Origin of the sequence: Singulisphaera chitinilytica, assembly GCF_049331405.1 — a bacterium.
GTDB lineage: Bacteria > Planctomycetota > Planctomycetia > Isosphaerales > Isosphaeraceae > PoT.
Genome location: NZ_CP186274.1, coordinates 5,551,881 through 5,565,428 on the forward strand (window position 1 = coordinate 5,551,881; position 13,548 = coordinate 5,565,428).

Consider the following 13,548-nt stretch of genomic DNA (forward strand, 5'->3'; position numbering starts at 1 on the left):
ACTCGAGTGCCCTGCCCGGCTCGAGTTCGCAACCTCTCGGCATCGGAAAGACGAAAGGACCGCACCGCGAACGGCGTCGGCATAGCCTGATCCGTGGAACCATTCGAACATCTATGGTATCGTCGATCCGGGTTCATGGACTGGGCGGGGATGATTGAGGGCCGGACGATGCGCGCTATCGGTTTGGTTGGTGTCCTGGCACTGGTCGGCCTGGCCGGTGCGGACGAGGCGGCAAAGCCGGCGGCCGACTTCCGGCTCCAGGACCACCGGGGGGCCTGGCACTCGCTCGACGAGGCCCGCGAGAAGGAGGTCGTCGTCCTGGCCTTCCTCGGGGTCGAGTGCCCGCTGGCCCAGGCGTATGCCCCGAGGCTCGCCCAGGTCGCCCGCGACTTCGAAAAGCGTGGAGTCGTCGTCTTCGGGGTCGACTCCAATCAGCAGGACGGGCCGGTCGCGATCGGCCACTTCGCCGACAAGCATGCCCTCCCCTTCCCGATCCTCAAGGATGTCGGCAACGACCTGGCCGACCGCATCGGGGCCGAGCGCACGCCCGAGGTCTTCGTCCTGGATAAGTCGAGGTCTGTCGTCTACCGGGGCCGGATCGACGACCAGTTCGCCATCGGGGTCCATCGCCCCTCGCCGACGAAGCACGACCTGGCCGATGCCCTCGAGGCGGTCCTCGCGAAACGACCGGTCGCGACGCCGAAGACGGAGGCGGTCGGCTGCAAGATCGGTAAGGCGACGAAGTCGGCCAAGGCCGGCTCGGTGACGTACGCGAAGGAGGTCTCCCGGATCCTCCAGGCCCACTGCGTGACCTGCCACCGGCCCGGCGAGATCGCCCCGTTCTCCCTGACCGACTACCGCCAGGCCTCCGGCTGGTCGAGCATGATCTCCGAGGTCGTCGACGACGGCCGGATGCCCCCCTGGCACGCCTCGCCCGAGCACGGCAAGTTCGCCAACGACGCCAGGCTCTCGGCCGAGGAGAAGAAGGCCCTCCGCGACTGGGCCGAGGCCGGCGCGCCCGAGGGGGATCCGGCCGACCTGCCCCCGCCCGCCAAGTTCGTCGAGGGTTGGCAGATCCCCAAGCCTGACGTCGTCCTCGAAATGCCCCGCGAGATCGAGATCCCGGCCGAAGGCTCGATGCCCTACGAGCTCGTCGAGATCGACCCCAAGATCACGAAGGACGTCTGGATCCGCGCCTCGCAGGTCCGGCCCGGGAACCCGGCGGTCGTCCACCACGTCGTCGTCTTCGTCCTGCCGCCCGGCGTGGAGAAGATCGACGAATCCGGCGGCGACTTCCTCGCAGCCTACGCCCCGGGGATGCCGGCCCGCGTCATGCCCGAAGGGGTGGCCAAGCGAATCCCGGCGGGCTCGAGGATCATGCTCCAGCTCCACTACACCCCCCGGGGGACGAAGCAGGTGGATCGGAGCCGGATCGGCCTCGTCTTCGCCGACCCGTCGGCGGTCCACAAGGAGTTGGAGTCGGGCATGGCGTTCAACTACCGGCTCCAGATCCCGCCAGGGGCGAGCGACTACATCTCCAGGGCCGACTTCCGGTTCTCGCAGCCGTCGCTGCTCCTCTCGCTCCTGCCGCACATGCACCTGCGGGGCAAGTCGATGAAGTTCGTCGCCGAGTACCCCGACGGCCGCCGCGAGGTCATCCTCGACGTCCCCCGGTACGAGTTCGACTGGCAGAACCTCTACGTCCTCGACAAGCCCAAGCCGATGCCCGAGGGGACCATCCTCCACACCGAGGCCCGCTTCGACAACTCGGAGGACAACCCCAACAATCCCGATCCGAGACGTGCCGTCACCTTCGGCGAGCAGACGCGGGACGAGATGCACGTCGGCTACCTCAACTTCGCGCTGGCCGACCAGGACCTCGCCCTCGGCGTGCCCGCTTCGAAGAAGCTGCCGAGCGGCCAGTACGAGGTCACCTTCAGCCATCGCCCCGAGGGCCCGGCGAAGTCGGTCGCCCTCGTCGGCTCGTTCACCGGCTGGAAGGACAAGCCGGTCGCCATGACCGGCCCGGATGCCAAGGGGGATTACACGACGACGGTCGCGCTCGCCCCCGGGGCGTACGAGTACAAGTTCCTGATCGACGGCAAGACCTACCGCCACGACCCGGGCAATCCCGAGTCGGCCGGCTTCTTCCACAACAGCCTGATCCGGCTCCCTTGAGCCGGCCCGAGTGCGTGACGATCAATCGTTCCGGAGCGCCGAGACCGGGTCGACCTTCGCGGCGAGCCTGGCCGGGTAGAGCGCCCCGATGATCGTCACGCCGACGGTGAAGAGCATCACCGTCACGATGATCCAGCTCGGCAGGGCGAAGATCGACCCCGAAAGGTCGAGCTTCATGTCGCGGCGGACCATCGACCGGACCCAGGTGTCGCCCGGGAACGAGACCGCCCAGGCCAGTGTCAGGCCGAGCGAGCCGCCGACCAGGCCGATCAAGCCCCCTTCGATGACGAAGAGGGTCTGGAGCTGCCAGTTCGTCGCACCCACGGCCTTCATGATGCCGATCTCCCGGCGTCGTTCGAGGACGCTCATCAGCATCGTATTCGCGATCCCGATCGCCGAGACGAGCAAGGCCACCCCGGCCACGCACGTCATCCCGCCGAAGACGAGCAGGTAAGTCAATCGCTCTCGCTCGATGAACTCGATGATGGAACGGCTCTTCAGGCCGAGGCCATCGACCTTGTCGACGACCTCCTTGACGTTCTTCATCTCGTCGACCATCAGGACCGCCTGGTCGACCCCCTTCGCGAGGCGTCCGGGGTCGCGGAAGATCAGGTCGACCGCCGTCTTCCGGGGCAGGACGAGGTCCGTGTTGGCCGGGAACTGGGTCCAGGCAGTCTTCTTCTCGTCGTCGGTCAGCTCGCGGAAGATCCCGACGATCCGGAAGTCGTCGGCGACGACGACCGGGTCGACCTTCGCCGGCTCCGGCTTGATCGCCTTCTTCAGCGCGGCGAGTTCCTCGTCGGCCAGGCTGAATTTGTCGAGGACACCCGGGATCTGCCAGGCCAGTTGCCGCAGGGCCGACTGCTCGTCGCGTCCGCCGTCCCCCTTCGAATGGCCGGCGAGCCCGACGTTGAAGTTCGGCCCGTCCTCCTGCCCCCGGATCTCGATGCGGAGGGGCCTGCCGATGACCTGCTCCAGATCCGCGTCGTCGACCAGGCCGATCCGGTGTGCGAGCATCTCGGAGAGCAGGACCGAGCGTTCGTCCTCCGACTCGAACGCGCGGCCGGCGACAACGCGCTTGCGGAACTCGGGATCCTCGCCGGCTCCGGACGAGACCCCCGCCTCGTGGGGTCGGTTGCCCAGGATCGCGACGACCGGCCCGCCGATGATCGGGATCACCCGCCGGACGTGGGGGAGCTTTGCGAGGTTCTCGAGCCGTTCCGTGGTCAGGTCGACCGGCTCCTGGCCGGAGTTGCGCTGGCGGGCCCGCTCGTCGAGGGCCTTGCGGATCCGCTCGCGACGCTCGGCCGACATCTGCCCGTCGACTTTCGAGCCCTCGGATGCCGTGGTCCCCGTCGCCCGACGACCGGGAGAGACCGTCACCTTGCGCGAGGCGTCCCCCTTGCTCGCCTCGCGCTCGATCGTCTGCTGGACCCCCTCGTTGATCGAAAGGCTCGCGGCGAGCACGAACGCGCCGAAGACAACCCCCAGGGTCGTCAGGCAGGTCCGCACCCTCTGCTGACCGAGCATGGCGAGGGGCAACTGCAGCAGGTCGATCCAGCGCACGAGGCGATCCTCCATCCACTCTCGATCAGATGTCCCCGGCCATGATCCGGCCGTCGCTCAGCCGGATGACCCGGTCGGTGCAATCGGCCGCCAGGTCCTCGTCGTGGGTGACGATGACGAGCGTGGCGGAGGTCTCGCGGACGTGGTCGAGGATCAGGGCCATGACCTCCCGCGCCGTCTTGCTGTCGAGGTTGCCCGTCGGCTCGTCGGCCAGGATCACCCTCGGACGGTTGACCAGCGCCCTCGCGATGGCGACCCGCTGGCTCTCGCCGCCGCTCATCTGGTTCGGCCGGTGCTTCAAACGGGCCCCGAGCCCCACGGCCGCAAGCGCCTCCTTCGCGGCGGCCCGACGCTCGCGAGGGGGCCGGCCTGCGAAGATCATCGGCAGCTCGACATTCTCGACGGCCGACCTCGAGGCGATCAGGTTGAACGACTGGAAGACGACGCCGACGGTCGTCGACCGATACCGGGCCATCTCTCGCGAGGAGAGCCGGTGGAGGTCGGAGCCTCCGACTCGCAGCTCGCCCGAGCTCGGCCGGTCGAGGCCCCCCAGCAGGTTCAGCAGGGTCGACTTGCCCGAGCCCGACTTGCCCAGCAGGGCCACGCGCTCGCCGACCTCGACCTCGATCGAGACCCCCCGCAGCGCCTCGACCCGAGCGTCCTTCGACCCGTATGCCTTCCGCAGATCGACCGCCCGGATCGCTACACCGTCCTCGACCGCCTGATCGGATTCCATCGACGTCTCACCCCGACCCGGGCCGCCCGATACCCTTCAACGACTGATTATCCTATCAGATCATCCCGACACCGCCAGGGCCGAGCCCTCTCAACCGAGGCCCGAATCTTTCCGCCCCCGATCACGACCCTGGCAGAGCCCGCTTCTCACGTATTGCGTGATCTCTCGGATCACGTCTGGCAGATGGCGGACCATCTCTGACGCGACATCCGGCTCGTCGGCCAGCCCCGGACGCCGCAGGCGGGCGAGGCGGACGCGGTAGAAGGCGACCGGAAGTAGCAGATCGATCACCTCGTCGGCGATCAGGACGCCGCCGAGCACCGGCGCGGCCATCGGGCGGATGACCTCGGCGCCGAAGCCGTCGGCCCAGAGCATCGGCGCGAGGCCGATGATGATGGTCCCTTCGGTCAGGAGCTTGGGCCGGAGCCGGCTCACGGCCCCTTCGAGCACCGCGCGGCGAAGTCCCTCGGCGTCGAGTGAGGCGATCCCCCCGGCCTTCGCGACGGCCTCACGAAGGTAGACGAGCATGATGATACCGGTCGAGGTCGCCATGCCGAAGCAGGCGATATAGCCCACCCAGACCGTGACCGAGAACTTGAAGCCGAAGAGCCACTGGAAGAAGACCCCGCCGGCGATCGCCCCAGGGATCGCCAGCATCATCAAGGCGGCGTCGGACAGGTCGTGATACGTCCAGTAGAGGATCAGGAAGATCAGGGCGAGCACGATCGGTACGATCAGACGCAAGGTGCCCTGGGCGCGGGCCTCGTGCTCTTCGCAAGGTCGGGTTGAAGATCGGCCCACCTGGTCGACGCGGATCGCGTTGCTGTCGGAGGCCCTGTCCGCAGCCGCGGCCTCCACAGGGCAGGCCTCGGGCACGGCGGCGATCAGCCCGGGATAGCTCGGCGCGTCGCCCGCCTGCCCCGGCGTCAGCGCGACGGCCTGCGCCGCCCGCGGGTTCGGGCGATGGGCCGGGAATCGCGGCGAGGATTTCGGCCACCTTCAGCCACGAGCCATGCTTCAGCGTGTATATCGGATCTCGAACCGCTCGGCGATCCGGATCTCCCGCTCAAGATGCCATTGCATCCGCATGCTTGAATCACGGTGAGGAGTCCGGGTAGGGTCGCGATATGAGGCAAACGCATCGTCATATACCGTTACCATACTGCTCCCGGGACTCAATCCCGGAGAATCCGCAGCGCGTGGCTGGCGCTCATGTTGTACCAGGAGGTCTTGCGGAACGGCCGCAGGTGGACGCCGCAGGGGATGACGTGGCCGTCGGAATCGCGCGTGTCGGCCCCATGGCTGTCCAGCACCAAGGGTACGCCGTCGGGGGCGCGGCCGATCGGGCCGACCCAGATCACGACATGGCTGATCTTGCCGCCGCGTTCGCGGATGAACAGCAGGTCGCCGGTGCGAAGTGCCTCAATCCTCTCCTCGTAGCCCTGCGGCAGCTCGACGAGGTTGAGCCGAGTCGTCCGCTCGCCGGGGCCGCGGGCCACCCGCTCCTGGGACTGCGCGTGGACGTCGGTGTTGAGCCGCAGGCCGAAGCCGAGGTTGTAGACGAAGCCGGTCAGGTTGCTGCAGTCGACTCCCTTGCCATTCGAGCGGGCGCACGACTCGCTCCAGGGCCAATGCCGGGGCGGATTCCAGTCGGGGATGTGATGGTGCTGGTAGGCGTAACCCTGAAACCGCATCGCCAGGGCGACGACCCGCTCGCGCTGCCGCTCGACCGGCCATTTCTCGATGCCCGGCACGGGCGGATAGTAGGCCGCCGGCGGTCCCCAGGACCTCCACCGCTCGAGCGTCCTTCGCGAGTACCATTCGTGGAAGGGGATCTCGGCCTCGAGGCGGTGGTCGCCCCGCCGGCCTTCCATGTCGCCGAGCAGCTCTTCCCGCGGATAGCTGAACTCGACGCGGTAAGGCGACCGGTACGGCTCCTCCTGGGAGTACGCGAGAGGCGCGGCACTCAACAAAACGAAAAGAACGATCGGCGACGAGGGACGGCTTGTCATAGGAGAAACCCCTTATCCGAGACGCGAGAAACGGGACTGCCCGCATTAAGTCTAGGACACGATCGCCGAGCTGGGGCGTGGTTTGCAGGCTACTGCGACGCGGGCGGGCGATGATCGAGCCAACGTTCGGTGTCCGTCGCGCCTCGCCTAAGCCGTGGACGCCGCACGTGCTCTATATCTGGGCGTGGGCTCCTTCGGACCTATTGACGACGCCTCTCGTCTTCTCGACGTAGCCCTCCCTATCCTTCTTCGCGATGGTCCTTGCCTTCTTCGCGGCCGCCTTCTCCGGGCTGTCGAACGCCTTGGTCGTCGACCATCCCTTGCATCCAAAGGCTGAGGTCGCCTTGAGCATTGATCCAAATCATGAAATGAAAACGATTTGTTTTGACGCAAGGCACCAACACCCGCATTTGCAGCCGCTCACAGGCTCATGAGTTCGGCCCAAGGAACGCGTGGTAATCGCCATCCTTCGTGTAAACGGCTTCATCACTCGCATTCCTGCGGCCCAGTTTTCGATAAAATCATATTGACGTCAGATTTACGTTCAGTGCGTGGCATCTGCCCCGCTATCCCCTCGCCTTTTCCCGAAGGCGAGAAGTCGACTGGCAACGCCAGAAAACGATGGGAAGGGATCATGTTCGGGCCAATTGCGATCGACGAAGAATCCGAAATCGAGAACGCGTCGATATGGGGAATGATCCGGGCGAGAGAGCATCTCAATGAATCTTGACGATTCCGACGATTGCTCCCAAAAGTCGTCTCCCCAGAGAACCCGGGGTTGTGATATTTTCTGTCGACGGCGAGAAACCTGGCCGGGTCATCCGGAAGCGACCTGCCTTGAACCGCCGCCCCCCCCATTCCCCCTCTCTCTCGAGTGCCCCGGCCATACCGGGTCACGGCGTCGTTTCCGCGGTACGAGCCTGCAGACCTTGACGCGTGGGAGGGTCGGAAACCTTCACGAGTTCACGGGTGCCTGTCGGTGCGGCCGCACGTGTCGTGCGTAGACGACGTGCCGCGTTGCGCGGCTCGCCCGCCCCGAATGGCTCTCTCCGGAGGGTTCCGGCCCCGGTCGGCGCGGGGTGTCTTCAGCAACCCAGGGCAATGGAAATGCCTCAATATCGATTCGACCATGAAGGTCGGGATTCGCGCGATGTGGGCTCGTTCGCCGCGGAGATGGGGCTGCGGCGCGGCCGGTTCCCGCATGAGTACCTGGCGCACTCCTTCGATCGGCTCCACCTCTATTTCGAGCATACGGCCGACGCACGGCCTTCCGCGCCGGCGCTGGCCTGCGAGGGGATCACCCTGAGTTACGCCGGGCTCGAGGCGCGGGCGAACCGGCTCGCGCACTTCCTCGAGGTCCAGGGCGTGCGGCCCGGCGACCGCGTCGGCCTGCTGATCGAGCGGTCGGCCCATGCATATGCCGGGCTGCTGGCCATCCTCAAGTCCGGCGCGGTGCTCGTGCCGCTGGACATCTCCTCCCCGGCCGACCGCGTCGCCTTCATCGCCGAGGACGCCGGGCTCACGCTGATCATATCGGCGGGCGGCCCCGCCTCCTCCTGCGCCGGCCTGCCGTGCCGAGTGCTCGACCTCGACGCCTCGGCGGCCGAGATCGCGCGGGAGCCCGAAGTCCGGCTCGAACCTCGGGGCCGCGACGGCGACGCCGCCTGCTATATCATGTACACGTCGGGCACGACGGGACGGCCCAAAGGGGTCGTCGTCAACCACTTAAGTATTTGTAACTTTCTCGATGTCTGCCGACCGATCTACGGTGTCTCGCCCGGCGACCGGGTCTACCAGGGGATGACGCTGGCCTTCGACTTCTCGATCGAGGAGGTCTGGCCGGCCTTCGCGGCCGGGGCGACGGTCGTCGCCGGGCCGACCGACCACCGACGGGTCGGTTCGGGCCTGGCCGCGTTCCTGGTCGAGAATCAGGTCACGGTCCTCTGCTGCGTGCCGACGCTGCTGGCGACGATCGATCGCGACGTGCCCACGCTCCAGACTCTGATCGTCGGCGGCGAGGCTTGCACCGAGGACCTCGTCCGGCGCTGGAGCCGCCCTGGGCTCCGGATGCTCAACACGTACGGCCCGACCGAGTCGACCGTCACCGCGACCTGGGGGGAGCTGCGCCCCGACCGGCCGGTCACGATCGGCAGGCCCTTGCCGACGTATACCGTCCACGTCCTCGACGACGACCTAACGCCCATGCCGACCGGTGAGGCGGGCGAGATCTGCATCGGCGGGCCGGGGGTCGCCGCCGGCTACCTCAACCGGCCGGACCTCACGCGAGAGCGGTTCATCCCCGACCCGTTCGCAGAGGCCGGGGACGCCCGGCTCTATCGGACCGGCGACCTTGGGCGGGTCACGGACGGGGGCGAGATCGAGTATCTCGGCCGGATCGACGGCCAGGTCAAGCTCCGCGGCTATCGGGTCGAGTTGGGAGAGATCGAGGCGGTCCTGAAGGAAGACGAGGCGGTGTCGAACGCCCTGGTGGTCCTGGCCCCGGGCGCGGGCGAGTCGGGCGAGTTGGTGGCGTACGTCACCCTGCGGCGAGCCGAAGGCGCGGGGGGGCCCCGTAGGAGGCTTTATGAAGCCCTGCGAGGCCGGCTGCCGGCGTACATGATTCCGGCCTATCTCGAGATCCTCGACGCCCTGCCCATGCTCGCGAGTGGCAAGGCCGATCGTGCGCGGCTGCCGGCCCCCGGTTCGCCGAGGCTGACGGAGGCCGGCGCGTCCCATACCGCCCCGGCGACGCCCCTGGAGGCGACGCTGGCCGGGGCCTGGGGTCGCCTCTTCGGCCAGGCCGAGGTCTCGGTCGAGGCCGACTTTTTCCTCGACCTGGGCGGCCACTCCCTGTCCGCCGCCAGGCTGGTCTCGGACCTGCGACGGGAGCCCGAGTTCCGGCACCTCAGCGTGGCCGACCTGTACGACCATCCGACCGTCCGCCGCCTGGCCCTTCGCGTCGAGGCCGCTCCCGTCGGGGACGCCCTGACGCCCCCGGATCGGGGCGAGCGGCTCCGGCACGGTGACCGCCGGGTTTGGGCCTGCGGGGCGATGCAGTTCGCGCTCGTGTACTTGACCCTGCTCGTGGTCGGAAGCCCGGCTTTGCTGCTCGCCCGCGAGCACCGGCTGGGCGCGCCGGCCCTCGAGGTCGCGCTGGTGGCCGTCCTTTCGTTCGCGGTCTCGTCCTTGCTCGGGGCGGCGCTGCCGGTCGCGGCGAAGTGGGCCCTGGTCGGCCGCTTCCGCCCGGGCCGCTACCCGGTCTGGGGGTGGTACTATTGCCGATGGTGGCTGGTCCGCAAGTTGATCGACCTCTCGCCGCTCGGCCTGCTCGCGGGCTCGCCGCTCTTCGGCCCCTACGCCAGGCTGCTCGGCGCGAAGGTCGGCAAGGGATGCCACGTCGCGACGTCGCACCTCCTCCTCCCCGACCTGATCGAGATCGGCGATGACGCCAGCCTCGGCTATGGCGTCGAGCTCGAGCCCTGCCTGGTCGAGGACGGCTGGCTCGAGCTGGGGTCGATCCGGATCGGTGCCGGGGTGTTCGTCGGCGCGAACTCGGTCGTGATGCTCGGGAGCGAGGTCGGCGAAGGGGCCAGGTTGGCCGAGCAGTCGCTCGTGGCGCGGGGCCAGGCGATCCCCGCGGGGGAATCGTGGGCCGGGTCGCCCTCGAGCCTCTGCGAGACCGACCCCGGGCTCGACTCGATAGAGGCCCTCCCGCCAGCCCCGCCGTGGACTCCGGCCCTCCTGGCCGGGTTCCTGGCCGGCTGCCTGCTGTTCGAGATGCTGCCGGGCCTATTGCTCGCGCCCGGGCTGGCCATCCTCTACCATGACCTCGGGGACGGGGGGCACTGGCAGGGAGGCCTGGCGGCCTCCCCGATCGCGGGCCTGGTGTACGTCCTGACCACGTGCCTGGCGGTCGCGGCCGGCAAGCGGCTCGCGATGCCCAGGGCACGCGCGGGGACCTTCCCGTCGCGGTCTCAGTTCGGCCTGCGCAAGTGGCTCTCGGACAAGTTCATGGAGCTGAGCCTGGAGTCGACGAACGCCCTGTACGCGACGCTCTTGACCTCGGCCTGGCTCCGCCTCCTGGGGGCCAGGGTCGGGCCGAGGGCCGAGATCTCCACCGTGTCGAACATCGACCCCGACCTACTCGTCGTCGGGGCGGAGAGCTTCGTCGCGGATCTCGCGGTGGTCGGCGCGGCGCGCTATCATCGGGGGCGCGTCATCCTGGGGACGACGGAGTTGGGGACCCGGAGCTTCGTCGGGAATGCGGCGCTCGTGCCGGGCGCCGCGAGCCTGCCGGACGACAGCCTCATCGGCGTGCAGTCGGTGCCGCCGCAAGGCCCGATGGAGCCGGGGAGTTCCTGGCTGGGCTCGCCCGCCCTCTTCCTCCCCAGGCGCCAGGAAAGCGGCCCCTTCGAAGAGGGGGTCACGTTCCGCCCTCCGTCTCGCCTGGTCGCATGCCGGCTGGCGATCGAGGTGTTGCGGATCCTCCTGCCGCCGACCTTCATGTACGTCGGCATCCTGGCCGTCGGTAAGGCCATCGTGGCGATGGAGGATCTGCCGGCCTGGCAGCAGATCGCGGCGCTGCCGGGGGTCTACCTAGCCTCGGCCCTGGGGCTGGCCCTGCTGTCGGCCGCCCTGAAGTGGGCCGTCGTCGGCCGCTACCGGCCCCGCGTCGAGCCGATGTGGTCGCACTTCGTCTGGCGTACCGAGTTGATCACATCGCTCTATGAAAACGTGCCGGTCCCGATGCTCCTGCACTGGTTCACCGGGACACCCTTGATGCGGCCGCTCTTGCGCCTCTTCGGTGCCAGGATCGGCCGCCGCGTCTACATGGAGACGACCTATCTGACCGAATTCGACCTGGTACGCGTCGAGGACGATGCGCTCGTCTCCGGGAGGGTGTCGCTCCAGACGCACCTGTTCGAAGACCGCGTGATGAAGATGTCGACGGTGACCGTCGGCCCTGGCTGCACCGTCGGCCCGCGGTCGGTCGTGCTCTACGATGCGGAGATGGCGGCGGGGTCGAAGTTGGACGCGCTCTCGCTGGTGATGAAGGGGGAGCAGTTGCCGGCCGAGGGCCGCTGGCGCGGGATCCCGGCACGCCCCGTCGGCTGATCCCCGGTCGCCGCGGGGCGCGGGGCGGAGATGTGATCGGATCGGAGGTGGGTTGTCGGCCGTTTGGGGATCGCGATCATCGTCGTCTCGTCGCTCGCGGGGGCGGGCTGCCAGTGCGCCGGGACGGGGCGGGCCAAGCCGTCGGCGCCGGCCTCAACGGCGCCGAGGGTCCCCGGCGCCGTCGCTCGCACTGACCCCGCGGTCGCCCGGGTCTCCACGGCCCCGGACGATGAGGACGACGAGGACGACGAGGACGAGGACGAAGTACGCGGACCCGAGGCCGTGGCCGCTCTCGGGGCGGAACGCGCATCCCTGTCCCCGGCCCGGAACCGCGAGGGGCCGTTCGGGGACCGGCCAGCCGAGGGCCCCGAGTCCGGGCCGGTCCTCGGCGGACCTGTTGCAATGCCGGGGGAGGCGACCGCCGAGGTCGGCGACGACGGTTACGCCCCGCCCGACCTCTTGATGAAGGCGTTCGGGCTCGAAGACCCCTCGACCCGAATCTACGGCTGGTTGGAGGGGGGGATCCTCTTCAATCCCGCCCGCCCGAGGGACCACCAGAACCTGCCCGAGACCTCGTCGGACCTCGCCAACCGCTGGCAGGTCCAGCAGATGTACATCGTGGTCGAGCGGCCGCTCAGGTCGGACGACGACTGGGACTACGGCTACCGGGTCGACAACCTCTTCGGCACCGACTGGTCGCTCTACGGCGACGAGGGCTTGTTCCCCAACGCCTCCCTCCCCCACGGGTACGGGTACACGCCGACCCAGTTCTACGCCGACGTCCACGTCCCCTACCTGACGTCCAGGGGCCTCGACGTGCGAGTCGGCCGGTTCATCTCGCTGGCCGGTTATGAGTCGGCCTTCGCGCCGGGACGGCCACTGCGGTCGACCGGGTTCCTGTTCAATTACAGCCACCCCTTCACGCACCTCGGGGTGCTGACCACGCTGAACCTGACCGACCGGATCCAGATCTTCAACGCGGCGGTCAACGGCTGGGATCGCTGGTTCGGACGCCGAGACCAGTGGGGCTACATGGGAGGCATCAACTGGGACTCGCGCGACGAGCGGACGAACCTGACCCTGGCCTATTACGGGGGCCCGAACCAGATCTCGCAACAGCCCCCGGCGGCTCCCTCGGCCTTGGCGGGACCGACGACGACGCAACCGAGCGTTTCCCCTCCAGGTCGGACGGCCCGGGGCGGCAACGAGACGGGCCTCGTCTCGGCCGTCGTGACCCGCGAGTGGGATCGGCGGTGGACCACCATCTTCGAGGCCGACTACGGCGCGGACCGCAGTCTCGCGACGTCGTCGAGCAACCCGAGACGCCTCGGGAATTCCACCTGGTACGGGGCCGGGATCTGGGTGCTCTATACCTTCACGGATCGCTGGACCGGCGTCTTCCGCACCGACATCTTCCGCGACGTCGGCGGCGTGCGGACGGGGTTCGACGACACCTATAGCGAGACGACCCTCGGGCTGGTCTACAAGCCGGCTTCCTGGCTCTGGATCCGCCCCGAGATCGACTACTACCGAGCCTCAGGCGCCCCGCCATTCGAAACCCACAACGGCCGGGCCAACGACGAGATTTCCTTCGGGTTCGACGTGCTGCTGTTGTATTGAGCCCCCCGACCGCCTCAGGAACGGGAGGCCGGGCCGCACGGGCAGGCGTCCCCCCTGCAGGCGGGTCGATTAGCCCGGATATTCCGCCCGCGGCCCATCGGACAACGCACAAGCGGATCTTGCTGTGAATACGGCGACTTCCGGGCCGCGGTGGGACGGCTGACGTGCACCATCCGCCTTGGCCCTCGCGCGGAGGCCGATCGCTCGCCGTGCTCTCGACCCGGTCAGGAGCCGGCGACGGCCGCCGCTGTCGGCGACCATGGCCCTGCGGCCGAGGCCGGCGAAGTGTAGCGAAGGGGCGGGAAATTACAGCCTTTCGCG

Annotated in this window: 8 protein-coding genes; 3 read left to right on the forward strand and 5 right to left on the reverse strand. The window is 68.5% G+C overall.

Going from position 1 to position 13,548, the window contains the following annotated elements; all coding sequences use genetic code 11:
- The first annotated feature begins 168 nt into the window (after positions 1-168).
- Entirely contained in the window at positions 169-2,178 is a 2,010-nt protein-coding gene (locus ACOYYX_RS22245) for a redoxin domain-containing protein (RefSeq protein WP_422923794.1), read from the forward strand.
- Between the two features lie 21 nt (positions 2,179-2,199).
- On the opposite strand, the gene ACOYYX_RS22250 is transcribed toward ACOYYX_RS22245, so the two are convergent.
- From ACOYYX_RS22250 to ACOYYX_RS22270, 5 genes are all read right to left on the reverse strand, one after another.
- Positions 2,200-3,759, reverse strand: a complete 1,560-nt coding sequence (locus tag ACOYYX_RS22250) for an ABC transporter permease (protein WP_422923796.1) — start codon at positions 3,757-3,759, stop codon at positions 2,200-2,202.
- 10 nt (positions 3,760-3,769) lie between these two features.
- Positions 3,770-4,480, reverse strand: a complete 711-nt coding sequence (locus tag ACOYYX_RS22255; RefSeq protein ID WP_422923798.1) for an ABC transporter ATP-binding protein — start codon at positions 4,478-4,480, stop codon at positions 3,770-3,772.
- A 90-nt stretch (positions 4,481-4,570) separates the two neighbouring features.
- Entirely contained in the window at positions 4,571-5,356 is a 786-nt protein-coding gene (locus ACOYYX_RS22260; protein WP_422923800.1) for an efflux RND transporter permease subunit, read from the reverse strand.
- Between the two features lie 299 nt (positions 5,357-5,655).
- On the reverse strand, positions 5,656-6,492 hold the full coding sequence (locus ACOYYX_RS22265; RefSeq protein ID WP_422923802.1) for an NlpC/P60 family protein: 837 nt from the start codon (positions 6,490-6,492) through the stop codon (positions 5,656-5,658).
- A 172-nt stretch (positions 6,493-6,664) separates the two neighbouring features.
- The gene (locus ACOYYX_RS22270) at positions 6,665-6,844 is read right to left on the reverse strand and encodes a hypothetical protein (protein WP_422923804.1); all 180 of its coding nucleotides are present in this window, start codon (positions 6,842-6,844) and stop codon (positions 6,665-6,667) included.
- Between the two features lie 800 nt (positions 6,845-7,644).
- On the opposite strand from ACOYYX_RS22270, the gene ACOYYX_RS22275 reads away from it, so the two are divergent.
- On the forward strand, positions 7,645-11,607 hold the full coding sequence (locus tag ACOYYX_RS22275; protein WP_422923806.1) for a Pls/PosA family non-ribosomal peptide synthetase: 3,963 nt from the start codon (positions 7,645-7,647) through the stop codon (positions 11,605-11,607).
- Between the two features lie 63 nt (positions 11,608-11,670).
- Positions 11,671-13,227: an outer membrane beta-barrel protein gene (locus ACOYYX_RS22280; protein ID WP_422923808.1), complete on the forward strand. Its 1,557-nt coding sequence runs from the start codon at positions 11,671-11,673 to the stop codon at positions 13,225-13,227.
- Positions 13,228-13,548: the final 321 nt, after the last annotated feature.